23 protein-coding genes, 2 tRNA genes and 1 riboswitch are annotated in these 25,110 nt (G+C 38.2%); of the genes, 10 read left to right on the top strand and 15 right to left on the bottom strand.

All coding sequences use genetic code 11. The annotated features are described in order from the left end of the window. Positions 1-135: 135 nt before the first annotated feature. A complete protein-coding gene (locus SJY23_RS04110; protein WP_035335376.1) occupies positions 136-2,310 on the bottom strand; it encodes a TonB-dependent receptor in 2,175 nt (724 codons plus the stop codon). A gap of 158 nt (positions 2,311-2,468) precedes the next feature. Continuing rightward, positions 2,469-2,561: riboswitch (TPP riboswitch) on the bottom strand. Between the two features lie 110 nt (positions 2,562-2,671). On the opposite strand from SJY23_RS04110, the gene SJY23_RS04105 reads away from it, so the two are divergent. From SJY23_RS04105 to SJY23_RS04065, 9 genes are all read left to right on the top strand, one after another. After that, complete coding sequence (locus tag SJY23_RS04105; protein ID WP_396597550.1) at positions 2,672-3,595, top strand: ketopantoate reductase family protein; 924 nt, start codon at positions 2,672-2,674, stop codon at positions 3,593-3,595. A gap of 182 nt (positions 3,596-3,777) precedes the next feature. After that, positions 3,778-6,657, top strand: a complete 2,880-nt coding sequence (leuS, locus tag SJY23_RS04100) for a leucine--tRNA ligase (RefSeq protein ID WP_396598096.1) — start codon at positions 3,778-3,780, stop codon at positions 6,655-6,657. Between the two features lie 89 nt (positions 6,658-6,746). Further along, positions 6,747-7,016: a SemiSWEET family sugar transporter gene (locus tag SJY23_RS04095; protein ID WP_396597549.1), complete on the top strand. Its 270-nt coding sequence runs from the start codon at positions 6,747-6,749 to the stop codon at positions 7,014-7,016. A gap of 125 nt (positions 7,017-7,141) precedes the next feature. Then, entirely contained in the window at positions 7,142-8,248 is a 1,107-nt protein-coding gene (ald, locus tag SJY23_RS04090) for an alanine dehydrogenase (RefSeq protein ID WP_396597548.1), read from the top strand. 192 nt (positions 8,249-8,440) lie between these two features. Beyond that, positions 8,441-9,142 (top strand): zinc metallopeptidase, encoded by a 702-nt coding sequence (locus SJY23_RS04085; RefSeq protein ID WP_035335385.1) that lies wholly within the window; start codon positions 8,441-8,443, stop codon positions 9,140-9,142. Positions 9,143-9,288: 146 nt separating this feature from the next. Beyond that, a complete protein-coding gene (gene trxA, locus SJY23_RS04080) occupies positions 9,289-9,606 on the top strand; it encodes a thioredoxin (RefSeq protein ID WP_035335387.1) in 318 nt (105 codons plus the stop codon). Between the two features lie 200 nt (positions 9,607-9,806). Then, positions 9,807-10,355 carry a ClpP family protease gene (locus SJY23_RS04075; RefSeq protein ID WP_035338043.1) on the top strand — a complete coding sequence of 183 codons (549 nt, stop codon included), beginning with the start codon at positions 9,807-9,809 and terminating at the stop codon, positions 10,353-10,355. 103 nt (positions 10,356-10,458) lie between these two features. After that, on the top strand, positions 10,459-11,394 hold the full coding sequence (locus tag SJY23_RS04070) for a DUF58 domain-containing protein (RefSeq protein WP_396597547.1): 936 nt from the start codon (positions 10,459-10,461) through the stop codon (positions 11,392-11,394). Positions 11,395-11,546: 152 nt separating this feature from the next. Beyond that, positions 11,547-11,620, top strand: a tRNA-Asp gene (locus SJY23_RS04065). A 494-nt stretch (positions 11,621-12,114) separates the two neighbouring features. Here SJY23_RS04065 and SJY23_RS04060 read toward each other — a convergent pair. Continuing rightward, positions 12,115-12,188, bottom strand: a tRNA-Asn gene (locus SJY23_RS04060). Between the two features lie 446 nt (positions 12,189-12,634). Here SJY23_RS04060 and SJY23_RS04055 point away from each other — a divergent pair. Continuing rightward, positions 12,635-13,966: a M20/M25/M40 family metallo-hydrolase gene (locus tag SJY23_RS04055; protein ID WP_396597546.1), complete on the top strand. Its 1,332-nt coding sequence runs from the start codon at positions 12,635-12,637 to the stop codon at positions 13,964-13,966. 106 nt (positions 13,967-14,072) lie between these two features. On the opposite strand, the gene msrA is transcribed toward SJY23_RS04055, so the two are convergent. From msrA to SJY23_RS03990, 13 genes are all read right to left on the bottom strand, one after another. Beyond that, the gene (gene msrA, locus SJY23_RS04050) at positions 14,073-14,612 is read right to left on the bottom strand and encodes a peptide-methionine (S)-S-oxide reductase MsrA (RefSeq protein WP_396597545.1); all 540 of its coding nucleotides are present in this window, start codon (positions 14,610-14,612) and stop codon (positions 14,073-14,075) included. Then, positions 14,602-15,030 (bottom strand): DUF2452 domain-containing protein, encoded by a 429-nt coding sequence (locus tag SJY23_RS04045; protein ID WP_396597544.1) that lies wholly within the window; start codon positions 15,028-15,030, stop codon positions 14,602-14,604. Before SJY23_RS04045 ends, msrA begins: the two co-directional genes overlap by 11 nt. Before the next feature lie 37 nt (positions 15,031-15,067). Continuing rightward, complete coding sequence (locus SJY23_RS04040; RefSeq protein WP_013750850.1) at positions 15,068-15,367, bottom strand: TIGR03643 family protein; 300 nt, start codon at positions 15,365-15,367, stop codon at positions 15,068-15,070. Between the two features lie 6 nt (positions 15,368-15,373). Beyond that, the gene (locus SJY23_RS04035) at positions 15,374-16,876 is read right to left on the bottom strand and encodes a deoxyribodipyrimidine photo-lyase/cryptochrome family protein (RefSeq protein ID WP_396598095.1); all 1,503 of its coding nucleotides are present in this window, start codon (positions 16,874-16,876) and stop codon (positions 15,374-15,376) included. Continuing rightward, positions 16,869-18,404 (bottom strand): cryptochrome/photolyase family protein, encoded by a 1,536-nt coding sequence (locus SJY23_RS04030; protein ID WP_396597543.1) that lies wholly within the window; start codon positions 18,402-18,404, stop codon positions 16,869-16,871. The genes SJY23_RS04035 and SJY23_RS04030 overlap by 8 nt, the downstream gene beginning before the upstream one ends. After that, complete coding sequence (locus SJY23_RS04025) at positions 18,405-19,703, bottom strand: DASH family cryptochrome (RefSeq protein ID WP_396597542.1); 1,299 nt, start codon at positions 19,701-19,703, stop codon at positions 18,405-18,407. 78 nt (positions 19,704-19,781) lie between these two features. Continuing rightward, positions 19,782-21,335: a DUF4301 family protein gene (locus SJY23_RS04020; RefSeq protein ID WP_396597541.1), complete on the bottom strand. Its 1,554-nt coding sequence runs from the start codon at positions 21,333-21,335 to the stop codon at positions 19,782-19,784. Then, complete coding sequence (locus tag SJY23_RS04015) at positions 21,332-21,892, bottom strand: AAA family ATPase (protein WP_396597540.1); 561 nt, start codon at positions 21,890-21,892, stop codon at positions 21,332-21,334. Before SJY23_RS04015 ends, SJY23_RS04020 begins: the two co-directional genes overlap by 4 nt. After that, positions 21,853-22,485, bottom strand: a complete 633-nt coding sequence (gene pnuC, locus SJY23_RS04010) for a nicotinamide riboside transporter PnuC (RefSeq protein ID WP_035335414.1) — start codon at positions 22,483-22,485, stop codon at positions 21,853-21,855. Before pnuC ends, SJY23_RS04015 begins: the two co-directional genes overlap by 40 nt. Then, positions 22,469-22,729, bottom strand: a complete 261-nt coding sequence (locus SJY23_RS04005; RefSeq protein WP_035335416.1) for a hypothetical protein — start codon at positions 22,727-22,729, stop codon at positions 22,469-22,471. Before SJY23_RS04005 ends, pnuC begins: the two co-directional genes overlap by 17 nt. A 5-nt stretch (positions 22,730-22,734) precedes the next feature. Then, complete coding sequence (locus SJY23_RS04000) at positions 22,735-23,694, bottom strand: carboxypeptidase-like regulatory domain-containing protein (protein WP_396597539.1); 960 nt, start codon at positions 23,692-23,694, stop codon at positions 22,735-22,737. A gap of 20 nt (positions 23,695-23,714) precedes the next feature. Next, positions 23,715-24,428, bottom strand: coding sequence for a geranylgeranylglyceryl/heptaprenylglyceryl phosphate synthase (locus SJY23_RS03995; RefSeq protein WP_396597538.1), 714 nt, complete (start codon positions 24,426-24,428; stop codon positions 23,715-23,717). Between the two features lie 43 nt (positions 24,429-24,471). Beyond that, positions 24,472-25,095: a 4'-phosphopantetheinyl transferase family protein gene (locus SJY23_RS03990; protein ID WP_396597537.1), complete on the bottom strand. Its 624-nt coding sequence runs from the start codon at positions 25,093-25,095 to the stop codon at positions 24,472-24,474. Between the last annotated feature and the right edge of the window lie 15 nt (positions 25,096-25,110).

The raw sequence follows: 25,110 nt of genomic DNA, 5'->3' as shown, positions 1-25,110 counted from the left end.
AGTAAAAAAAGAAGCCGACTCAAAAGAGGCGGCTTCTCACTTACAATTTGTAGTTCAGTCCCCCAACTGATTACATATTGTTTATTTTTAGCGACTTAAATATAGCGAAAATTAAATAATAAGACCTTTTATCCCTTAAAATTTAAGAGTAGCTCCTACTAAGAAGTTAATTCCCGCCTGCGGATAATAGCCCGCTCCTTCAATGGTAGTAATCTCATTAGGCACTGAGAAATCATCATTATAGGTGAAGAAGTATCCATTTGAGATATATTTCTTATTAAAGATATTATTCACAAGTCCATTGAGGAGAATAGACTTAAATACCGGAACCTCCTTAATCTCGTATTGAATACTCAAATCATTTAAGAAATAAGAATCAAGTTTAGAAAGTTCGCTATCTATATTACCCATATATTGCTCTCCTACAAATTTCGATAAGAAACCTATGCTAAAATCTGCATTAGGCTTATAGGTAAGCATATTACTAGCTACGAGATTAGGCGAGTATGAAATATTTGTATTACCTAGGTTTGTAATCGCACCATCTAGATTAAAAAGAAAATCTCTATTCTTATTTGTGCTTAATGCAATATTAGGTTGTAAAGTAAACTTAGAACTTAGCTTTATAGCAGCATCTATTTCTATACCTGCTCTATAGCTATTACTATTAATTCGGATAGGCGCTCCTACATTATCAAGTTCACCAGTAGGGACTAACTGCCCGTCATAATCCATAAAATAACCATTCACATTTAAGGTGACGGTCTCTGTATTTAATCTCCATCCTAGCTCAAAGTCGTCTAGTTTTTCTGCGCGTGGATTGCCGTCTTCAAAATCTCCACGGTTGGGCTCACGGTTTGCACGGGCATAAGAGGCATATAACTGATTTTCTGCATTAATCTTATAGCTCAAACCTAATTTTGGATTAAAGAACTCATAGTTTTCATCTACCAAAAATTCATCAAGGTCAGAATTGATTCCGTCAGTTTTATAAGTGATAAATCGACCTTGAATGTCTGCATAAAATTGCCATTGATCATTTAATTTAAAGTTCGCTTTCGCGAAAGCAGAAAACTCATTCTTACTTCCCGTTCCAAAATAGTAATTATCTCCTAGCTCAGAATCACCAGCAAATCGTGCCCATATCACTTCGCCAAAATGGTCTCCTCTATAAATGCTACCCAAAGCACCACCTACAAAGTCAACCATGTTGTCCTTGTAATTTGCCGTTGCACTTGCCACATAGAAGTCGTTATCTAGCCAGCGACGTCTTATAATATCTGATGTTTCTATGGTTTCACTACCTATAACTACAGGGGAAATACTGTAAAAAGCAAGATCTTCATCCTCTTTATATTCTTCAAAAAAGCCTCTACCATAGGTGTAGTTTAAACTGAGCTGTGTGCTCCAGTTATTGTCATAACGCTGGTTCCAGTGCAATTGGTAATGATCTTGCTTGTAATCATCTACTTGATTCTCGTGAAAGCGTGTCTCACCATTCTCATCTGTAAACTGTCCTGCTGGGTTAAAGGTTCTATCCTCGGCTAGCGTCTCTGCATCTATCCCAAACCAAGATTGGTATGTGACCTCAGATCCTGCAAAGTTGATAAGCTTGATAAGCGTATTATCATCCTTATAGGCTGCTTGCAAAAAGTAAGATTTAAGATCAGACGATGCACGGTCGATATAACCGTCAGATTTAATTTGTGATAAACGACCAGATATCTCAATATGGTCATTGAGTAATCCAGTACTAAATTTCACATTATGACGTCGCGTCCCAAAAGATCCGAAAGAGTTAGAAATCTCACCATATGCCTCATTAGAAATTGCATCTGTAAGAATATTAAGACTTGCTCCAAAAGCTCCAGGTCCATTCGTAGAAGAACCTACTCCACGCTGTAGTTGTAAACTTTCTACGGATGATGTAAAATCTTGAAGATTTACAAAAAAGGTAGTAAGACTTTCTGAGTCATTATAGGGAATTCCATTTATAGTAACGTTAATCCCTTGGTTACCTGTACCACGTACTCGGAAACCAGTGTAACCTATGCCAGCACCAGCGTCTGAGGTAGTCACTACGCCTGGTAAAAAGTTAAGCTGCGTAGCAATGTCTTGTCCTAAGTTGCGCTCTGCAATTTGTTTTTTTGTAAGGTTGGAATGCGTAATAGGTGAGTCGGCTTTTACTCGTACAGAACGTACTAAAACTTCATCAAGTGACTCTACTTTTGTAGTGTCTACCACTGTTTTCTCTTGTGCACTAGCTGTAATTCCTGCAAGCGCAATCATACTCAATAGGATCTTTTTCATCCGTATATGGTTTAGTTACGAATACAAAGGGCAAATATTCTAATAAGTTAGCATTTATATACCTGTGCCGTGAGCACATATTGAAGAGGGTGCACCGTAGTGCTTCTCAAGAGAAATATGGTAACACTAGAAAAGCTAATTTGTATAGCGTTATCTGGAAAAACAAGTTCCTCATTCCTAAACAGCATTACCTGTTCTAGGTTCAATGGGTATAATCTCAGCTTCGTATAAAAGCACCCCTTTGAGATTTTGCAAAGATATACTAGAGTTTTTAATTAAGATATTATAAAGAAAAAATAAATCCGCTTACTGTACTTTTAAACTGACTAGCATTCTCTAGTTCTTATAAAATTATAAAACAATGCATATTTTAATTTACGGATCCGGTGGCGTGGGAGGATTCTTTGGAGGGAAACTCGCGCTTGCTGGAAATAAAGTAACCATGATTGCTAGAGGAGAACACCTTAAGGCCATACAAGAAAACGGTATTGAGGTAAACAGCATAACAGGAGATTTTAAAGCGACTCCGTATCTAGCAACAGATGATCTTAGTAAGATTGAAACACCAAATTTAGTCATCTTTGGAGTGAAGTCGTATCAGATAGAAGGTGCTGTAAAAGATATATTGCAATATTGTGATGAAAATACATTGTATTTGCCTTTACAAAATGGAGCAAGTAACGTAGAGGTTCTCAATATGGTGGTGCCTAAGTCACAGGTGCTGGCAGGACTTTGCCGTATGATTAGTTTTATTGAAGCGCCAGGAGTGATTTCTAATCCAGATATAGCGCCTGCAATACTCTTTGGAGAGCAGGATAATAGTAAGACAGAGCGCCTAGAAAAAATAGTGTCTGTATTTACAGATGCAGGAATTAATGCTGCTGTGCCAGATAATATTCAAGTAGCCATCTGGCAAAAGTTTCTTTTTATAACAACCATAAGCGCCATAGGCGGACTAACAAGAGTGCCTATAGGCGTGATGAGAGAGCAACCGTATATAAAAGAACTGATGCGCAAGACCGCGCAAGAAGTATTTGACGTGGCAAAAGCAAAAGGAATTGTACTTCCAGAGAAAACCATTGAAAATATGTTTGAAGCCATTAGCAAGCAAGCGCATGAGACCACAGCTTCAACACAACGCGATATCATGGCTGGAAAACCTAGCGAACTAGAAAACTTTAATGGTTATATCATGAGGGAAGGTAAACGACTTGGTGTGCCTACACCAGTAAACGAGATGATTTATGAACTACTATTACCTCAAGAACAACAGGCAAGAAAATAGTCATTTCGACAGCGCGCAGCGACAAGAAATCCCATTACAGTTAGTATACAAAAGTGAGTATTATAATGATAACCAAAGCATGTTGTTAGCTACTTTATAATTCCCCATAATTAATTGTAAATTTGCCCCCTTAAATGAGGAAGAGCACGCTTTCGCGAAAGCGTATAAATAATACATATACAATGAAATACCACTTTAACGAGATAGAAGCCAGATGGCAACAATACTGGGCAGATAAAGGCACTTTTCACGCGTCAAATAACAGTGATAAACCTAAATATTATGTGCTTGATATGTTTCCTTATCCTTCTGGGGCAGGGCTTCACGTGGGTCATCCGCTTGGGTATATTGCAAGTGATGTGTACTCGCGTTACAAGCGTTTAAAGGGGTTTAATGTATTGCATCCACAGGGATACGATTCTTTTGGATTACCTGCAGAGCAGTATGCAATCCAGACCGGGCAGCATCCTGCAGTGACTACAAAGGTGAATATTGAGGGCGGTGTAGATAATCAAGGAAATGTGATTGCTGGGTATAGAAAACAGCTGGATAAAATTGGCTTTTCTTTTGATTGGAGTCGTGAGGTGCGTACCTCAAATCCAGAGTACTACAAATGGACGCAGTGGATTTTTACAGAGCTTTTTAACTCTTGGTATAATAAGGATACAGATAAAGCAGAAGCGATAGAAACGTTGGTTTCCGCTTTCGCGAAAACTGGAAATGCAGAGGTAAACGCTGTTTGTGATGATAATATCACACCATTCACTGCAGAGCAGTGGAATGCATTTACAGAAAAAGAACAACAAGATATATTTTTACAATATCGCCTTACCTATCTCGCCGAAACGGAAGTAAACTGGTGTCCAGCACTTGGAACCGTACTTGCAAATGATGAGATCGTAAACGGGGTTTCTGAGCGTGGTGGTCACACAGTAATACGCAAGAAAATGACACAATGGTCTATGCGTATTTCTGCTTATGCAGAGCGTTTAATCCAAGGACTTGAAGGAATAGACTGGAGCGAATCAATAAAAGAAACACAGCGCAACTGGATAGGAAAATCTGTAGGAGCGATGGTTACATTCCCTCTTAAAGATCATGCCGAAAGTGTAGAAGTATTTACAACTCGCCCTGATACTATTTTTGGAGTGTCATTCATGACACTAGCGCCAGAACATGAGTTAGTAGCTCAAATCACTACTCCAGAGCAAAAAGAAGCTGTAGAAGCATACATTGAAAAAACTGCAAAGCGTTCTGAGCGTGAGCGTATGGCAGATGTAAAAACCATCTCTGGTGTATTTACTGGAGCTTATGCAGAGCATCCTTTTACAAAGGAGCCTATTCCAGTATGGATAGGTGATTATGTACTTGCTGGTTATGGTACAGGAGCCGTGATGGCAGTTCCTTGTGGTGATCAACGTGATTATGACTTTGCAAAGAAATTTGATATTGCAATTCCTAATGTTTTTGAAGGTGTAGATATCTCAGAAGAAGCTTTTTCAGATAAGGCAACTACGGTTATCACAAACTCAGATTTCTTAAACGGATTAAAATATAAGAAAGCCGTAAAACTTGCGATTTATGAGTTAGAAAAAATAGGCGCAGGAGCAGGTAAAACAAACTATAGATTGCGTGATGCGGTCTTTAGCCGCCAGCGATACTGGGGAGAGCCATTTCCAGTGTATTATGAGAACGGAATCCCAAAGATGATTGACGTTGCTCATTTACCTATTAAACTTCCCGAAGTAGAGAAATACCTGCCTACAGAAGAAGGCGAGCCACCACTAGGCCGTGCAGATGTATGGGCATGGGATACTAAGAATAATAAAGTTGTTTCAAACGACCATGTCCGTTCGAGCGCAGTCGAGAACTCCGAGGATAATGGGATTTACCCGCTAGAACTCAATACCATGCCAGGCTGGGCAGGAAGTAGTTGGTATTTCTTTAGATATATGGAGAAAGCACAGCGCGATGAAGTCTTTGCTTCAAAGGAAGCAATGGATTACTGGGGTAATGTAGATTTATACATAGGAGGATCTGAGCACGGAACGGGGCACTTGTTGTACTCACGTTTCTGGGTGAAATTCTTAAAAGATAGAGGGCACGTAGGTGTAGATGAACCTTTCCAAAAGATGATTAACCAAGGGATGATTTTGGGGACGAGTGCTTTTGTGTATAGAGAGGAAGGAACGAGTAAATTTCTTTCTGCTGGGTTGTTAGAAGGAAAATCTTATCAAGCAATCCACGTAGACGTTTCCTTAGTCAACGCATCTGATGAACTAGATGTAGAAGCTTTCAAGAACTGGCGTGAAGAATTTAAAAATGCTGAGTTTATCTTAGAAGATGGTGTTTATAAAGTAGGCCGCGAGGTTGAAAAAATGTCTAAGTCTAAGTATAACGTCGTAAATCCAGATCAAATCTGTGAGCAATACGGAGCAGATACGCTTCGTATGTATGAGATGTTCTTAGGGCCACTGGAGCAAGCAAAACCTTGGAACACGGCAGGAATTACAGGAGTACATAACTTCTTAAAGAAATTCTGGAAGCTTTACCACAATGGAGCAGACGAAGCTTTTAATGTAACAGATGAGGCGCCAAGTAAAGACAGCCTCAAAACTCTACATAAAACAATAAAAAAGGTAGAAGAGGATATTGAGAACTTTAGTTTTAATACTTCAGTATCTACATTTATGATTGCTGTAAATGAGTTAGGAGCACAAAAGTGTACTTCTCGTGAAGTGCTGGAGTCTCTTGTAATACTCATCGCTCCTTATGCTCCGCATATCGCAGAGGAGCTTTGGAGCAAGCTTGGACACTCAGAAAGTATCTCTGAGGCTGCTTTCCCAATATTTGATGCAAGTCATCTTGTAGAAAGTGCAAAGAACTATCCTATCTCTTTTAATGGGAAGATGAAGTTTACGCTAGAATTACCACTAGATCTATCTAAAGATGAGATAGAAAAAGTAGTCATGGCAAATGAGAAAACACAAATGTATCTAGATGGTCGTACGCCTAAAAAGGTAATTATCGTGCCTGGTAAGATTGTAAATATAGTAGGGTAACACCTAGCTGTAATATAAAGCTTGCTTGTGTTCTAATAGCTCACGAGCAGGCTTTTGTTTTGTAATTACATTAATAATACGTTGTTGCTATGGCAGGAATTGATAACATAGAAATTATAGGTCTGGTTGCAGCTACACTAACTACGGCGGCTTTCTTGCCTCAGGTGTATCAAACTTGGAAAACTAAGGATGTCTCAGGCCTGAGTCTTCCTATGTTTACTATGTTTTTTGTAGGGATTGTATTCTGGCTCGTTTATGGAGTTCTTAAAGAAAGTCTCGCCATTATATTAGCAAATGCAATTACTGTAGTCTCTTCTTTCTTATTACTCTATTTTAAAATAAAATACGGTAAAAAATAACATTTCCAGATTGCTAGAAATCCATAGGTATTTTTAATAATATCATTGTGATAGCCCTTGATTTTTAGGATTTTATAATCTGCATTTTTTCGTGTTGCTGTTACCTTGACGCCAAAATTCAAGCAATGGTAATAGGTGTTCCTACAGAGATTAAAAACAATGAAAACAGGGTGGGTATCACCACCGGCGGAGTCTATGAACTCGTAAAGAGAGGTCATAGTGTACATATTCAAAAAGCAGCAGGCTTTAATAGTGGTTTTACAGATCAACATTATATAGATGCGGGTGCAACAATCCTTGATACGATTGAGGAGGTCTACGCCAGCGCAGAGATGATTGTGAAAGTAAAAGAACCCATAGAGCCAGAATACAAGCTCATTAAGAAAGATCAAATTGTATTTACCTATTTTCACTTTGCCTCTAGTGAGCCGCTCACCAGAGCGATGATTGCCAGCGAGTCTATATGTATAGCCTATGAAACGGTTGAAGAGGAAGACCGTTCGCTCCCGTTACTTACGCCTATGAGCGAAGTGGCAGGTCGTATGTCTATACAGCAAGGAGCACGATATCTAGAGAAGCCCGTAAAAGGGCGAGGCGTACTTCTAGGTGGAGTTCCTGGAGTGAGTCCTGGTAAGGTGTTAGTCTTAGGAGCAGGAGTAGTAGGAATTCAAGCGGCAAAAATGGCTGCGGGATTAGGTGCCCATGTAACCATCCTAGATATTAGCATGAAGCGACTACGTCATGTAAATGACATCATGCCGCCACACGTGGTGACAGAATTTTCAAATGAATTTAATATTCGTAAGCATATAAAAACGCACGACCTTATTATAGGTGGTGTTCTTATTCCTGGGGCAAAAGCGCCAAAACTTATTACTCGAGACATGCTCAAGGAGATGCGTCCAGGTACCGTAATTGTAGATGTTGCTGTAGATCAAGGTGGCTGTGTAGAAACCTCAAAACCTACTACGCACGAAGGTCCAGTCTTTATTATAGACGATGTGGTGCATTATTGCGTGGCAAATATGCCTGGTGCAGTGCCTTATACTTCCACCGTAGCGCTTACTAATGTGACCTTGCCTTATGTATTGAAAATTGCAGACCAAGGTTGGAAATCTGCGTGCCTTAAAGATGCTACTCTTAAAAAAGGAGTCAATATCGTAGGAGGTGATGTTGTGTATCAAGAGATTTCGGAGGTTTTTGATGTGCCATATGTTCCGCTAGCAATATAGGTTGTGGGTTACGCTTTCGCGAAAGCGTACTTTTAAAAAACAACATATGTATTCCATAATCTTATGTAGTTGTTATTACACCGAGTATTTGAGGCTCTTGATGATAAAAAGATGAATTGTAATCTTGGCTTAATTTGTGCATAATACTTTTGTAACTTTAGAAACCTAAAAACAACTTTAAAATAAACGACTATGTTAGGAGGATATATGGGCTACTATATTATTGTAGGAGCTATCGGGCTTGTGAGTATGCTAGTAAGCAACAAGCTCAAAAGTAAATTTAAATTTTATTCAGAAGTGCAGCTGCGCAACGGGATGTCTGGAGCAGAGATTGCCGAAAAAATGCTAGCCGATAATGGAATTACAGATGTAAAAGTAATTTCTGTAGCTGGACAGCTTACAGATCATTATAACCCTAGAGATAAGACGGTAAATCTTAGTGATGTGGTTTACGGGCAACGCAATGCTTCGGCAGCAGCGGTTGCTGCGCATGAGGTAGGTCATGCTATACAGCACGCTACAGCTTACAGTTGGTTGCAAATGCGATCCAAGCTTGTACCCGTGGTAAACATTGCTTCAAAAATGAGTATGTGGGTTATTATGGGTGGTGTCGCGCTCATGGCGTCTACTTCAATAGGAGGTACTGTGGCTATTATTGGTCTTGCACTATATGCTATGGGGACTATATTTAGTCTTATCACGCTGCCAGTAGAGTATGATGCAAGTAACCGAGCATTAGCTTGGCTCAAAGCAGAAAACATGGTAACACCACAAGAGTATGATGGAGCAGAGGATGCTTTGAAGTGGGCTGCAAGAACGTACCTTGTTGCTGCAATAGGTTCGCTAGCTACATTAGCATACTTTGCGTTACAAGTTTTTGGTAATAGACGATAATAAGTGTTATCCTGTCAATGAACGTATGATAAACTGTCACAATGACGCTATAATCAAAGCTGATATAAGCGTTGTAAGGTTTGGATTAATTATTGACTAAGTTTGCATAACAGAAATTAATAAGAATACATTAAACACATATAGTTATGGCATTAGAAATCACAGATGCGACATTTGAAGAGCAAGTATTAAACAGCGATAAGCCTGTATTAGTAGACTTTTGGGCTGCTTGGTGTGGACCTTGCCGTATGGTAGGACCAGTTATCGAGGAGATCGCAGGAGAATACGAAGGTAAAGCCATAGTAGGTAAAGTAGACGTAGATGCAAACCAAGAATTTGCAGCAAAATACGGAGTGCGTAACATTCCTACAGTTCTTATGTTTAAGAACGGTGAGGTAGTAGGACGTCAAGTAGGCGTTGCTCCTAAGGCAACTTACACAGAAGCTATCGACGGACTTTTATAAGCCCAAGCTTTTTATAAGATTATCAGAAAGGTTTGGCACTGTGCCAAGCCTTTTTGTATTTTTAGTGCGCTGTTATACGAGTACGCTTTCGCGAAAGCAAAACAATACAACACTTAGCAGTTTTGATTACTAAAAGAAAATAATGATGAGGTTTCTGTCTAGGCAGGAACGATAAATAGCCGTAATCGCGGCATATGTTTATGGAAAAGAAAATGAAAGTACAAGACGCAATTGACAGTCAGTTGCTTGATGATAGAAAGATATTCCTCTGGGGAATGGTAGATGACAAAAGTGCAAAGCACGTGATAGATCGTCTTTTATACCTAGATGCACAAGGTCATGGTGAGATCCAATTGTTCATTAATAGCCCTGGTGGTTATGTAACATCTGGTTTTGCAATGTATGACACTATTAAAATGATTAAAAGTCCAGTTTCTACTATCTGTACAGGTCTAGCGGCAAGTATGGGTTCACTGCTTTTATCTGTAGGAGAGAAAGGGCGTCGTTTTATACAGCCACATGCACGTGTAATGATACACCAGCCATCTGGTGGAGCACGTGGTCAAGCTTCTGATATTGAGATTACAGCACAAGAAATTGTAAAAACAAAAGAATTGAGCGCACAAATCCTTGCTGATAACTGTGGTCAAACTTTTGAAAAAATAATGAAAGATTTCCAGCGTGATCACTGGATGGGTGCAGAGGAGTCTGTAGCCTACGGGATTGCAGATGGGGTTTATGAAGGATAGTCTCCTTTATAATTTTATGAGTAACACAAAGTGCGGAATTTATTCCGCACTTTGTGTTTAATGTATCAAAACATATATCTTACCTACTTAAATTGTACCCATAATGGATATCAAATCAGAACTTAACAAAACTTCGGGCTTCGGTAACTTAGAGTTGCTGGCGCGTCAGGTAGTGGAAGGTTTTATTTCTGGGATGCATAAAAGTCCGTTTCATGGATTTTCGGCAGAGTTTGCAGAGCATAAAATCTATAACCCTGGAGAGAGTACAAAGCATATAGACTGGAAACTCTATGCAAAAACAGATAGACTGTATACAAAGCGCTATGAGGAAGAAACTAATCTACGCTGCCACCTTATATTAGATAATAGTAGTTCTATGCATTATCCCGCTGTAAAGGAGCACAGCGTGACAGATCTTAATAAGATAAGCTTCTCTGCACTTGCAAGTGCCGCTATTATGAATCTCATGAAAAAGCAGCGTGATGCTGTGGGAATGAGTATTTATAGTGACGATTATGAATTTTACACGGGAGAGAAGGGAAGTGATAGACATCACCATATGTTATTAGATCAATTAAATGGTGTGCTAGATCCTGCTATTGCAAAAGCAGAAAAGAAAACAGCGACCTATAAGCACCTCCATCTTATTGCCGAAAAGCTAAAACGTAGATCCTTGGTATTTTTATTTTCAGACATGTTACAAGATGATGTAGAGCAAGAACAATTATTTGAAGCGTTGCAACATCTTAAATACAATAAACACGAGGTGATTCTTTTTCATACGTATAGTCAAGAGAAGGAATATGACTTTAAATTTGATAATAGCCCGCGTAAATTTGTAGATGTAGAGAGTGGATCATCAATTAATTTATATGCAGATAATATCAGAGATATTTACACCAGCGCGGTAGAGACGTACTTTAAAAACTTGCAACTACGTTGTGCTCAGTATCGTATCAAGTATATTCCAGCGGTGATTGAGAAAGGTTTTGCACCTATACTCACCACCTTTTTAGTGGAGCGTCAAAAATTTATTTAAAAATTTTAATTTTTTGTTTGTGTAATCAAAAAACGAGTGTATATTTGCACCCGCAACGAAGCAAAAGCAATGTTGCTTCTCTAATTAAAAAGTTAGAGATTGAAAAACTGAAAAATTTAAGACATACTCAAAGTCTCAAAAAGTGGAGTAACGGTCTGGTAGTTCAGCTGGTTAGAATATCTGCCTGTCACGCAGGGGGTCGCGGGTTCGAGTCCCGTCCAGACCGCAACAAAAAGCTCACAGTCCGTGGGCTTTTTTTGGTTTATAGAAGTAATTGATTACTTTTAACGATGTTGTGTTGGCCACATCACATGTGGTAGGATTTGTAGTTGAATCCGATGAAGAGCTTTTCCTGTAGGAAAGGCTTTTTTTGTTTCAGAGCAATCTTAGATGCTTGGAATAGCAACAAAACTTCCTTTATAGTTTCCCGATTTTCACGACAACTCTTGATATAATCTTTAAATCTTTGTATAGTCATTGTGCTAGCAAATACAAGAGCTCTTGATCATCTTTTTTAATATTTCTAGTAATGATGCTTTCGGCAGGGCTGATGATGCCGTAAAACGCTTTAATTGGCTCAAGAGGTTGCAAGCGTTAGGTCTTATGGTGGTGGTTATGTAAGAATTTATATAGTGAGCATTTATTAACACTTGTCACTTAGCACATTTAAAATAAGGCACAAAAAAAAGCCATACGGACTGTATGGCTTTTACTTACTAGCTCCTCAACTAAGACTCGAACTTAGGACCCTCTGATTAACAGTCAGATGCTCTAACCAACTGAGCTATTGAGGAGTGTTACTTTTTGTAAGCGGATGCAAATATAAAACTTTTTTACACTCGTCCAAAAAAATCAAGCATTTTTTTGACTTTTTTTTGACTTTTTTTTCATCATGCCTACCTGTAAGTAATGCGTTTCTTGAGCTTAAATAATCATCGTGATTCTTATGTGTTCAGAATCAGGTATTTTCAAAAAGAAGAGTAATTAAAAAGAGAAAACCCCAAGAAAAATATTTCTTAGGGTTTTTTCAGCTTTTTTTTGAAATTGTACTCAAAAGTAGTTTTCACTAATCCAAAAAAGCGGGGGAACATTGTTTTTAGTAGGATTAATTCTTTGTTATATAACCACCCAATTATAAAAACTCCTACCCTCCATTTGAAAAAAAAAGAAAAATAACTCAAGAATTCAATCATTGAGCATTGATTATCTTTGAGATAATCGCCTCTTAAACTTAAAACCTATGAAGAACCATCAGATATTATTTCTAATTGTAATTAGTTTAATGATTGCTTGCGCGAAAACAGGAGCACTCCATGCGCAATCTTCTACACAACAATTATCAAAAGAAGAGCTACAAATTGTAAACCTCGTAGAAAAACACACAGAGGAAAGTATTGAGTTTCTTAAAAACGTGGTAAATATTAATAGTGGAACACTCAACACAAAAGGGGTGAAAGAAGTGGGCGATGTATTCTCTACTTCTTTTAAAGAGATAGGTTTTACTACAAATTGGATTGATATGCCTGCCGAGATGAATAGAGCAGGGCATCTATTTGCTACGACAGAAGGAACAAGAGGCAAGCGATTGCTGCTTATAGGACATCTAGATACCGTTTTTGAGAACGATAGCGAGTTTCAGCAATTTGAAATGGTCAATGATTCTATTGCAAAAGGTCCTGGCGCAAATGATATGAAAGGTGGTAATGTTGTTGTGTTATATGCACTTAAGGCACTTAGAGAAGCAGGATTACTTGACGATGCACAAATCACCGTAGCCTTCACAGGTGATGAAGAAAGTACCGGAAAACCACTCACAATAAGCAGGAAAGATTTGATAGATGCTGCAAAGAATTCAGATATCGCTTTAGGTTTTGAAACGTCCACAGGTTTTGATAATGCTACGGTGGCAAGGCGAGGATCTTCTAACTGGAAAGTTACAGTTACTGGAAAGAGAGCACACTCAAGCGGAATTTTTCGCGAAAGCGTAGGAGCAGGAGCAAATTTTGAACTTGCACGTATTCTCAACGGTTTCTATAATGAAGTAAGAGGCCCAGAATTACTGTCTTTTAATCCAGGCATGATGCTGGGAGGTACCACAATGGAGCTCAACCCAGAAGAAAGCAAAGGAAGTATTTTTGGAAAAGGAAATGTAGTTGCACAAACAGCATATGTTCAAGGAGGTCTTCGCTTTATCTCTGAAGAGCAGAAGGAAGAAGCACGTGCAAAAATGCGTGAGATTGTAGCAAATAATTTACCGCATACAAGTGCCGTTGTCGAGTTTGAAGATAGTTATCCAGCAATGCAACCTACTCCTCAAAATTATGAAGTGCTTGAAATTTTGAGCCAAGTGAGTCAAGATATGGGAGGTCCTGCTGTTGCGGCCTATGATCCTGGAAAGCGCGGTGCAGCAGATACTTCGTTTGTGTCAGCTTATGTGGCTTGCCTAGATGGTCTGGGAACCATGGGAACGGGAGCGCATACTCCTAGTGAGACTGTAAATATTAAAACTATAGAAATGCTCACAAAGCGTACGGCAATTCTTATTTACAGATTGATTAATATGGAAAGATAATGAGGTACGCTTTCGCGAAAGCGCACTAATCCCACCACAACTTAAAAAGCCACATTGCTCTATGTTTATGAGTAATGTGGCTTTCTTACGATTTGTTATTCCAGTATTAAGAAGCGAGCAAATGCTCATAAAATTTTTTGAGCTTGGCTACCTTAGGATCTATGACTACGCGACAATATCCTTGCTGTCTATTTTCATTATAGTAATCTTGGTGTTCTTGTGTAGCCTCATAAAATAGAGGTAATTCTGAAACCTCAGTAACTATAGGATCCTCATAATACTCTTGTACCACCTTAATCACTTGTTCTGCTTGTGCTTTTTGCTCATCATTGTGATAAAAAATTACAGATCTATATTGTGTCCCACGATCTGCTCCCTGTCTATTTAGGGTTGTAGGGTCGTGTGTAGTAAGAAATACGGTGAGTATCTCTGTATACGTGATTACTTCAGGGTCAAAATCAAATTGTATTACCTCTGCATGCCCTGTAAGTCCAGAGCAAATCTCCCTATAGGTAGGGTGTCCAGGGACTTGCCCTCCTGCATATCCAGAAACCACATTAGAAACACCTTTTAAGCGTTGTATAACAGCTTCTACACACCAGAAACATCCTCCACCTATGGTTGCTTGTTGTAAATTATTCTTCATTTTCTTCTTCTTTAGGTGTATCTAGTCGGTTCCAGATTTTATCGGCCTTTAGTTCAAAGGTGCCTGCAAAATCCCAATTACATTCTTCTGGAGAGATTAAAGACAAAAAAGGCTCTCCATTTTTATAACGATATAGGTGATAAACTGCACCTACGATGGGTTCAAAAGAGAACTTTGCAGCATAGATGAGATTGTTATATTCAAACTTTTTCATCATCACCTCATACTGCGCCTTTAACTCCTCATATTCAGTCTTAAATTGGTGGTTAACCTTACTGATATTTGAGTTTTTCCATGTAGTTACATCATCAGTCACAATAGCTGGTGCTCCTAAGTTTGTAGCATAGGGCGTAAGTGAAGCGTCATACTTACCCTTCTCTTCATTATAAACAACCTGGTCTGGTTTTTTCTTTGTCATAGTGGTGATCTCTTACTTCAAAGTAAATACAATAGTATTACCTTCTTTTTGAAATTTTGTTATGTGTAATCTGTTTTTGACGACTGCATTTAAAGCGTGCATCATCCATGCCATAAGCACGTTTTGCTGCATGCTTAGTCTTACGTCCTTGCACTCGCTTACGCCACATACGGAAACTACTTTCTTTCATCTCACGACGCATTAATTCAATAACAAGTTGCTCCTTGATTCCGAACTGCATTTCTATAGCGTCAAAGGTAGTTCTATCCTCCCAAGCCATTTCTATAATACGGTCTAGTTCGCGTTCTGTAAATTCTGGTATTTCTTGCTTTTTCATAGTCTTTTAATCAAAATTATTTCTGTTTGCGAGCGTGTGTCGTCTTAAGATACGATACGCATCTCGCTTTACCATATTATCATCCTTAAGCTTCCACAACACGTCTCCTGCATATTTTGCCGTTTTCTTAATGTCAATTATAGGCGCAGGATAATCTTCACCTATCACTGTATTGCAAAATTGTTGTTCAAGAACACTCATCGTCCACGGTTCATGGATGTATGCGATAGGCACACTTGCCAATTCTGGAATCCATTTCTTTATAAACTCACCATCTTCATCATGCTCGTAACTATTTTTAACTGGATTGTATATGCGTAGCATATTTATCCCTGTCTTACCCGCTTGCATTTGTATTTGAGGGTAGTGAATACCTGGTTCAAAATCTAGAAACTGCTGGGCTAGGTGATACGTGGCATCTTGCCAAGGTTGCCATAAGTTATGTGTAAAAAAAGATAGCGTCATAGCACGCATCCTAAAATTGAGGTAGCCAGTCTCACACAGACATCGCATACAAGCATCAACAAGTGGATAACCTGTTTTTCCTTCTTTCCAAGCCTTTTGATAGGTGAGATTTACTCTTTTGGAAAGCTTGTGATATCCTTTATTTACACTCACAAATTCCATTGAATCCTCCATTTCAAACTTCTGAATGAAATGTGCTTGCCATCGCAATCGTGAAGTAAACCCATCGATGGCGCGTTTATTTTTAGAGCTTTCGCGAAAATGTTTTGCTTCTTGATACACTTGGCGTATACTCACATTTCCCCAAGCGATGTATGGTGACAATCTAGAACAGCTCTTTCTAGCTAGGCTAGGTTTTGAAATATGTTTTGCATAATTGAGGTATCGATTATCATGCAAAAATGACGCCAAGTAGCGCATCGCCATCGTCGTCCCTCCCTTTTGAAAAGCGCTAGATGCAGGTGTTTGTAAAGAGACTTTTTTAAAATTATCTTCTAGAGCATTAATATATTGTATTGATAGTAATTGATTTTTTTTGGGCTGAAAAGGAATCTGCGGTTGTTTCATAAACCACTCCCAGTCTTCGCTCCATCCTACACGATTTTTAAGTTTGCGTTGTACTCCGTTATTTGCAAATTCTACCCAGCCAAATTTATTTTCTGGTGAGGCTATTTTTAGATTATTTGCATATGCCTCTAGTGCAAGATCTCTATCATAGGTAACACGCAGTCCAGTTTCTTGATGTGAGAAAACGGTGTGAATTTTATAATGTTTTATAAGCTCTTTAAAAGCAGAGACCACTTCATCATGGACAATCAAAATCTTAGAATTAAATGGTTTTAATTCTTTCTGAAGATCAAGTAATGATTCTTTGATAAAGTTAAAGTGACGGTCACTATAATGAGGATCTGCTTCTAATGAAGGTTCTAAAATGTAAAGTAAAAGCAGCGGCTTACCCTCTTGCAAAGCATTGTACAAGGGTAGGTGGTCATGCAAACGCAAGTCCCTTTTAAACCATACTATGTTTACCTCTTTCTTAATAATTTGCTGGATTTTTAATGATGTCTTCTGCGCGCTCTTGATGCGCCTGTAATGTTTTCTTGTCCATTTTATTCAAAAGGCTTAGCATCATACTCATGCGATTGTTTCCTTTAAAATATTCTTGTTTTTCATTCAAGAAATTCCAATACAAGGAGTTAAAAGGACATGCATCTTCGCCTGTTTTTTTACTCACTTTATAATGACATCCTTTACAGTAATTAGACATCTTGTTGATGTAACTTCCGCTTGAAACATAGGGTTTTGTCGCAATTTTACCACCATCTGCCCATTGAGACATTCCGCGAGTGTTTGTGATTTCAACCCATTCTATAGCATCTATATAAATCCCGAGATACCATTCATCTACTTGTGCTGGATCACACATAGTAAGAAGCGCGTAGTTGCCAGTAATCATTAATCGCTGTATGTGGTGTGCATAAGCGTTATCTAGACTATTGTTGATACTGCACTTAAGGCAGTTCATCTTAGTCTTTCCAGTCCAGTAAAAATCTGGCAGCGCATTATGATTTTCAAGATGGTTAGTCGATGCAAATGCTGGCATCTCTTTCCAATACATGCCTCGCATGTACTCTCTCCATCCCAAAATTTGCCTTACAAAACCTTCTACCTGACTAATATTTATTTCTTCTTGATGCGCTCTCCAGAAGTTAATAACCGTTTCAATTACTTCTTGAGGATCTAGAATCTTACTATTCATAGCAAAGCTTAATCTGCTATGATATAAGTAGGCTTGATCTGGATCCATGGCATCTTGATAATCGCCAAAATGAACTAACAAGTGTTCACAGAAATAGTCAAGCACTTCAAGTGATTCAGTGCGTGTAGTAGGCCAAGCAAAATTCTTTTCATCTATGCGTCCTATTGTTTTAACTCCAGCACTTTCAATGAGCTTTACAAGAGACGAGACGTTGGTGTCAAATGTCTTTTCAATCGGGATTAAAGTGTCTCCTTTCCACTTGTTGCGGTTACTGTGGTCAAAGTTCCATTTACCACCCTCTGGGTCTTTATCGTTTATCATCATGACGTCATATTTCTTGCGCATCATGCGGTAAAAATATTCCATCGTAAAGAGCTTTTTACCTTCAAAAAACGAACTAAGATCGGTACGAGAAGTCATAAAATGCTCTGTATCGTATGACTTTACTTCGATGGTTACGCTTTCGCGAAAGCGTGATAACATTTCGTCCAGGCGGTATTCATCTGGAAGTTGATATTCAAATAGTGATATATTTTTTTCCTTGATAAGTTGCTCAAGGTTGTCAATGAGACTTTGGGTATTTTCAGGCGCATCTAAGCTGTAATAAATCACTTTGTGCCCTTGAGATGTAAGCCAATCAGAAAACTCGCGCATTGCTTTAAAAAAGGCGACAACTTTTTGAATATGATGGGTTGCATAATTTGTTTCTTGGCGCATTTCTGCCATGAAATAAATGACATCGTCAGATTGCTCTTGATACCAAGAGTGCTTGTGGTTGAGCTGATCGCCCAGAATAAGTCGTAAAGTGCTCATTTAGAATAATTCATTTTGCGTCCATAGCCTTACAAACTTGCCATTGCCATCATACATTTCCTGCTGCCTTTTAATGTTGAATTTTCTATCTCTAGGATCATTTCCTACTCCTGCGTTGTACATCCAGTTTGCCCAGTTGCTATGCACGTCATAATCTATGAGGATACTTTCAAAGTAAGCAGCGCCTACGCGCCAGTCTTGTTGTTGCTCTTTTGCCCAGAAGCTCGCAACATTCTGACGACCGCGGTTAGACATCCAGCCTGTTTCTTTGAGCTCTATCATATTGGCGTTTACAAAGTTGTATCTTGTATTGCCATGAATCCACTCGCGCTGAGCTTTGTCATTACGTTTCCAGTCGTATTCTTTATGTAGAATGCCGCCTATTTTAAACAGGTCGTTGCCATGTTTAAGAGAGACGTATTTAAAATAATCTCTCCATATCAATTCAAAAATGAGCCAATAGGTATCTTGATTTGAAATAATTTCCTTTTCAAACTTTTTTACCTCCCAATAAATTTGGCGTGCAGATATAGATCCATTTGCCAGCCATGCAGATAACTTTGAACTGTAATCTTCGCCTACGAGTCCGTTGCGTGTTTTCTTATAGTACTGGAGTTTTTTTGTATTCCAGAAGTAATTATTGAGTCGGCTCCAAGCTTCATCTTCTCCGCCGTTCCAAGGGAATGCAGAGCGATGGTCTTTAGTGAAAGTGTCTAAGCCTAGCTCTTGCAAGTCAGGTATGCTGCTTTCTTCATTGAGTAGATTTTTTGAAGGAAGCGCTTCGATTTTTTCTTGTAAAGGCTGGACATTGCTTTCTTTCTCGCACTTTTTACGGAATTGAGTGAATACTTGAGGAATGTCTCCGAAAGTATCGAAAGGAATATCTTCGGGATGAAAGAGAAACTGATCATAATAGGTGTGATGCTTTACGTTACTTAACTTTTTTTCAACAGCAAGGGTAACTTCATTTTCTTCACGCGTCCACTCTTTTTGAGAGTAAATTTCTGAGATGTTATGTTGGTCTATGAGTGCTGGAATAGTCTTTTCTGGATGCTCGTGAGTTACAATCAAAGTGATGTTAAGATTGTTGAGATTCCTTTTAAGATTCTGGACAGTCTCAATTAAGAATTGAGCGCGATATTTCTCCGTCTTTTTAAACCCAAAATCACCTAATTGAAATTGTCTAGGATCAAAACAGTATAATCCAATAACTTGCTTACCTGAGGAAATTGCATGAGTCAGGGAGGTATTATCTTGTGTTCGTAGATTATTTCTAAACCATACCAGTGCGGTATCCATATTTCTATTTTGAAATAAAGATACTTATTGTTTATCTTTTAATAAATAAGATTAAACAAAATTTAACCTATGATTGTATTATTTAACTTGGTGAGCTGGTTTGAGAAGGTCGTTTACTGTTTTTACTGGATTAAAAGTAAGTAGTGGAACTTCTATAAATATGGTGTTCCAGTGTGCCATTGCACCATTCCAAAGTCCGGGATGTTCAAGTGCTTTTATTTTCTTTCCTTGGTAGCTTTTTGAAGCGATAAATCCTGCTTTGTAATCCACATAATTGAGAAGATTGTATTTCTCTCCTTTGTAATTTTTTACACCACAAATAATGTCAACTGGATTAAAATGAGTGGCGTTTTTAAGAATTTCTTGCTGCTCCTTGTCATCAGGGTTGATTTGTACACTTTCTATAATTTGTAAGCTCTCAGTACCATCTTCATCAAGCACCCAGAAAGGTCCACCTCCTGGTTCGCCTTCATTTTTTACCATACCACAGACACGTATGGGGCGGTCTAATAGATTTCTGTAATGAGCAATTTGTGTACTCTGGTCAAGACTTTCATGATTTGCAGGAAGTCTCAAGCATAGGTCATTTTTTAAGAAGGCAGCAATCTCTCGATGCTCGTTGTCCAAAAGGTCTCTTTGTTTGTCGATTTTCTTTAGATATTCAAAAGATGTTGCTTGAAGTGAAAGCAACTTTCCAGCAAGCATTTTTTTATAATGAGCAACTTGAGTCTTGTACTTATTTACAACTACATTATCAATATTCTTAATGAATATGATATCTGCATCTTGCTCATTTAAATTTTTAATTAAAGCTCCATGCCCTCCTGGTCTAAATACGAGTTTTCCATTCTCATCTCTTAAAAGAGTATTTGACTCTGTAATGGCAACCGTATCTGTAGCCGAATCTTGGTAAGAATAAGATATGTCAAAGTTCACACCGGTCTTACGTTCAATATAATCTTTACGTTTATGAAAACGTTTTACAAATCTCTTCTGATGTTCTTTTGAAACCGTAAAGTGAAGACGAGCGACAGTTCCTTTGGTAGCATACAACGCGCCTTCAAAAAGGTGCTCTTCAAAAGCTGCTGCTACATATTTTTTATAACTATGAAAAGGAAATAGACCTTTGGGTTTTTTTCCAAAATTAAGTTCTTTCTCCTCAAGCATTATTTTTACAAATCGCAATCTGTTTTCATTGATGTCTGCACCATCTTTGCCATACTTTTCTTTAATGCGTGCTCTTATTTTCTTGTAGAAAGGGAAGCTCTCTAAGCCAACAAAGAATAATCTTAACTCTGGAACTCCTTTTTTATTAATATACGCATTAATGCTTCCATCATTAGGGTTATAATCTTCTACAAATTCAAATAGAAATTTGAACATTCTAGTAGCAGCACCAGAGGCTGGGGTAAATTTTAATGGATTTATACCATCTTTTCGATCCTCATAATGTTGTACAAGTTGTTCTTGTTCTTCGGGCTTAAGTACTATGAGTCCATTTCCTTTTGTAGCCGCACTGCGTAATTTTGTAAAAGGAATGCCTTGCTTAAGAATCTGGAACTGTTGCTCTACTTGATCTCTGGTTACACCTAAGTTTGTGATGTGCTCTATGTCTTGTTCTGTGATTTTCAAACTAAAAGTGTATTTATAGATTCGGTAGCAGTTACCATTCTTTCTGGAACGGTCCCTTTTACAAGAATAAATGGTTTTTTATATTTCTCTAAGTTATGTTTAAAATAATTAAACATTTCCTCTCTTCTTTCTGGGCGATCTCTTAAGTCATCTTGCTCCCAAGGAGTATCTATGTACGTTAAAAGATACAAATCATATGTGTTTTCCAATGCCATTTTCTCTAATAATTCTGGACACCAGCCATCATAATAAGCCTCGCTATATGTTTTTGTGGTGAGTAAATCAGTATCGCAAATAACAAGATTTGTGGCATTTTTTACAGCAGTATTCTCTAGTTTTATTTGGCCTTTGGCTATCGGTAACAAATCCATTGGTCTACATATCTTTTGCTCTGTGTCCCATAAATCTTGAAGATATTGTCTTGCATATTCGGGAACTAGGGGTGCGCTGTAATGCTGAGCTAGCTTTCGCGAAAGCGTACTTTTACCACTACTTTCTGGTCCAATAAGGCAAACTCTTATGCAATTACTGCTGACTTGTCTAAGTTCTTCTTCCATGCTAAATATCCAAAAATGGCAATAATAGTGAGTGCAAAATATAAAATACTGCTGAAAGTGAGTCCCTTATAAAAATAAAGGGGTACGGTTATAATGTCACCTATGATCCAGTATATCCAGTTTTCAATCTTCCGTCTAGCCATAAGCCACATGCCTACAAAAAAGATTCCTGTAGTTATCATATCTACGTAAGATGTCCAATGTTCAATTTTATCAAAAATGATATATACGACATACACAAAAATCGCAGATGTAATAAAAATCACTACAGAGAGGAGGTGTTCCTTTCTAGTAGCACTCGTAATGGGAGTAACCGCGACACCGTCTACTTTTTGTGTCCAGATGTACCATCCATAAACACTCATAATGAAGTAGTATCCATTAATCATCATGTCTCCCAGTAGTCCCCATTTGAGAAGTAGATACACAAAGATTGCTGTACAAATCATTCCTGTAGGAAAAACGAGAACGTTATTTCGTTTTGAATAGACTACAGATGCGATTGTAAATACGGCAGCTATAAGTTCTAAGACAATATCTAAGGTGTCGTATGTGGCGTACTGGCCAAAAAGGAAATCAAAAATCTGCGACATAATCAGAGCGATCTGTTTTTACAATTTTAATATAAAATAGACCGATGCCTATTTCCTCAAAGCTACGCTTCATTTCTTTAGTAAGTGTAGTCATCACCTTGTCATAGTCCCCATATACTTGAGTGGCAAGAGGATTTTCTATAATGGTAAGGCCAGAGTCGCGTAGTCGCTTTATAAATGCAATGATATACATTTCATAATCATTTTGTAGCGGACTAAAAGTAAGATCTACAGAGATTTGCATAGTTATTATTCTTGATAAACGTGCAGTAATGCACCCATTCCATAATTTACATTTCCAGTTTTTACTAGCGCCGAATGCTCATTGTACGTACGGTCAAATACTTGCCATTTTTTATCATTAAAGAATACCCTTCTTACATATGTTTTTTGTGATGGCAATTCATTTGTAAACGGTAATAAAGGTCTAAAAGTAACAGATACTTTTTGAATTCCTCTAGGAGTTTCAATTTCATTATATTTTTTAGTCTGTATGAGCTTTCCTTGTTTATCTGCATATCCCAGCACTTGTAAGGAGGCAAAAATCCCGTCTTTAGGAATAAAGATTTGATATTTATCTATATCGAGTTCGTACATCTCATCATCTTGCTCGCTTACGCGAAAAACAATATCCCTATGGATTACAGGTGTTCCAGGCAGTCCATTTTCGTTTTTATAAAACTGAATGCGAAACAAGGTAGAGAATTTCATATTGCCCTTCTTGCGAAATTCCTTTTCTGAGTTAATAGGAATCCAGAGTTGTGCAATTTTTGACAATTTACCATTTTCACGTTCAAAAAATACAGCAACCTCACTTTCTACAGTAGGAAGCCAGCAGTTGTAATAATTAGTGTGTGTAGTCTCCTTGTATTTTTTCTTCTTGTATTTACCTTTCTTCTCTGCAGTAACGATAACTTCAGAAAGTAAGCTAGCCTCTGGGGCTAGATATATTTTGTTTGGTAAACTGGCGGCAGCAAAAGCTTGTTCCTTAAAACCTATGGCCGAGATGTATAAACTGTCAATGTCCTTATATTTTGAACTTATAAAAGTAAACTCACCAACATCGCCTGCAAATGTTCCTCTTCCATCACCAAAGGAAATAGTAGCAAAGGATACGGGTGTTTTTGATACAGCATCTATTACATAGGTCGTTTGACCTAGTAGTTGTGTTGTGATGAGAATCGTTATTAGATAAATGATATGTTTCATAAGGATGATTTAATATTAAATTAGCAGTCATTCCATGAGTTCTCTTCAAAAGCTGTGCCTATAACGACCATTGTTGCACCAGCCTCATATGCCAGCTCCATTTGCGTAGAATTTCTAATGCCACCGCCCACGATTACTGGAATGTTGAGTGTATCGCATACGGCTTTGATTATTGAAGGTTGTACTGCGATTTTTGCACCACTTCCTGCTTCTAGATAGATACATTTTTTGCCTAAATATTGTCCTGCAAGTGCCGTGTCTACTATGCGCTCTTTATCATCTTGTGACATTGGGCTGGTCTTGCTCACTCGTTGGACGGCAGTTACAGAGCCGCCGTCTATGAGTAAATATCCAGTAGGGATCACCTCAAGCTTGCTTTGTTGTACTGCTCTTGCAGCTTTGGTTTGCTGGCCTATTAAAAATTCGGGATTATCACCAGAAAGTAGTGATAAGAATAATATTGCGTCTGCATCTGGAGTAACCTGATTGTAATTTCCAGGAAATAGTATAATTGGTAATCCTGTTTCGGCTTTTAGAAGTTGTGCCACAGTTGCTGTTTTAAGTGCTGGATCTGTACTTCCGCCTATAAAAATGTGAGTTGTAGTGGTGGGTATTTTTTTTAAGTACGCTTTCGCGAAAGCGGGATCCAGTTCAAACTTATCTGGATCTATGAGAATTGCGAGTAGCTTAACGCCTTTGTCTCTGTTGTGTATTATCTGAGAGTATATAGTCACCACACGAAGGTAGGAATTGAAGTACAAAGAAAGCTATTCATTTTTAATAACCGTAGACGCAGGTAAATCCCTCGAACTCCATAAATGTAAGATCATAAGTAGATACGGCGCCTTCATAATTTACCGTGGCTGTAGTCTTGGCATCATCAAAATTAAAATCTGCTACATCTATATGCTTTAAAAAGCTCAGTCCTTCTTGAGCATAGAGTTTATAAAGTGATTCCTTTGCTCCCCATACAATAGTGAGTTTACGCATGCGAGCATCTGCATTAGTAAGTGTGTAGTATTCTTCTATAGGTGTAAATTTATGAGCAATGCGCAAGATTTTGTCGCGTTGTTTTTCTATATCAATACCCACAGGTTGATCACTCACAATAATGGCAGTAAAGGTGTAGCTGTGTGTTATAGAAATATGCTTTCCATCGTGTAGATGTGGTTTTCCATTCTTATCGTAATATAAATCAAAGTCTGTGTATCCAGCTTCGGCTAGGAGGTGGCGTATACTCATGAAGCCCCTTTGGTGAAGCTCAGACTTCATTCCTTGTAGTCTATTCTGGCAATGATCTGTAAGTTTTATATTTCGCGAAAGCGTAGTAATATCTTCCTCAATCTTCCAAATATAGACTGTTGTACTCGAGCTAACTGTTATCGTTTTGTAAAGAGGCATCGATTAAAAGGTTTT

The sequence above is a fragment of the Dokdonia sp. R86516 genome (assembly GCF_044596715.1).
Lineage (GTDB): Bacteria > Bacteroidota > Bacteroidia > Flavobacteriales > Flavobacteriaceae > Dokdonia.
This window is presented reverse-complemented; position numbering and strand designations above follow the sequence as displayed.

What these genes read in the sequence shown, in the direction of transcription:
- SJY23_RS04110 (WP_035335376.1), bottom strand. Translation starts at nt 2,310, where the DNA reads ATGAAAAAGATCCTATTGAGTATGATTGCGCTTGCAGGAATTACAGCT.
- SJY23_RS04105 (WP_396597550.1), top strand. Translation starts at nt 2,672, where the DNA reads ATGCATATTTTAATTTACGGATCCGGTGGCGTGGGAGGATTCTTTGGA.
- leuS (WP_396598096.1), top strand. Translation starts at nt 3,778, where the DNA reads ATGAAATACCACTTTAACGAGATAGAAGCCAGATGGCAACAATACTGG.
- SJY23_RS04095 (WP_396597549.1), top strand. Translation starts at nt 6,747, where the DNA reads ATGGCAGGAATTGATAACATAGAAATTATAGGTCTGGTTGCAGCTACA.
- ald (WP_396597548.1), top strand. Translation starts at nt 7,142, where the DNA reads ATGGTAATAGGTGTTCCTACAGAGATTAAAAACAATGAAAACAGGGTG.
- SJY23_RS04085 (WP_035335385.1), top strand. Translation starts at nt 8,441, where the DNA reads ATGTTAGGAGGATATATGGGCTACTATATTATTGTAGGAGCTATCGGG.
- trxA (WP_035335387.1), top strand. Translation starts at nt 9,289, where the DNA reads ATGGCATTAGAAATCACAGATGCGACATTTGAAGAGCAAGTATTAAAC.
- SJY23_RS04075 (WP_035338043.1), top strand. Translation starts at nt 9,807, where the DNA reads ATGGAAAAGAAAATGAAAGTACAAGACGCAATTGACAGTCAGTTGCTT.
- SJY23_RS04070 (WP_396597547.1), top strand. Translation starts at nt 10,459, where the DNA reads ATGGATATCAAATCAGAACTTAACAAAACTTCGGGCTTCGGTAACTTA.
- SJY23_RS04055 (WP_396597546.1), top strand. Translation starts at nt 12,635, where the DNA reads ATGAAGAACCATCAGATATTATTTCTAATTGTAATTAGTTTAATGATT.
- msrA (WP_396597545.1), bottom strand. Translation starts at nt 14,612, where the DNA reads ATGAAGAATAATTTACAACAAGCAACCATAGGTGGAGGATGTTTCTGG.
- SJY23_RS04045 (WP_396597544.1), bottom strand. Translation starts at nt 15,030, where the DNA reads ATGACAAAGAAAAAACCAGACCAGGTTGTTTATAATGAAGAGAAGGGT.
- SJY23_RS04040 (WP_013750850.1), bottom strand. Translation starts at nt 15,367, where the DNA reads ATGAAAAAGCAAGAAATACCAGAATTTACAGAACGCGAACTAGACCGT.
- SJY23_RS04030 (WP_396597543.1), bottom strand. Translation starts at nt 18,404, where the DNA reads ATGAGCACTTTACGACTTATTCTGGGCGATCAGCTCAACCACAAGCAC.
- SJY23_RS04025 (WP_396597542.1), bottom strand. Translation starts at nt 19,703, where the DNA reads ATGGATACCGCACTGGTATGGTTTAGAAATAATCTACGAACACAAGAT.
- SJY23_RS04015 (WP_396597540.1), bottom strand. Translation starts at nt 21,892, where the DNA reads ATGGAAGAAGAACTTAGACAAGTCAGCAGTAATTGCATAAGAGTTTGC.
- pnuC (WP_035335414.1), bottom strand. Translation starts at nt 22,485, where the DNA reads ATGTCGCAGATTTTTGATTTCCTTTTTGGCCAGTACGCCACATACGAC.
- SJY23_RS04005 (WP_035335416.1), bottom strand. Translation starts at nt 22,729, where the DNA reads ATGCAAATCTCTGTAGATCTTACTTTTAGTCCGCTACAAAATGATTAT.
- SJY23_RS04000 (WP_396597539.1), bottom strand. Translation starts at nt 23,694, where the DNA reads ATGAAACATATCATTTATCTAATAACGATTCTCATCACAACACAACTA.
- SJY23_RS03990 (WP_396597537.1), bottom strand. Translation starts at nt 25,095, where the DNA reads ATGCCTCTTTACAAAACGATAACAGTTAGCTCGAGTACAACAGTCTAT.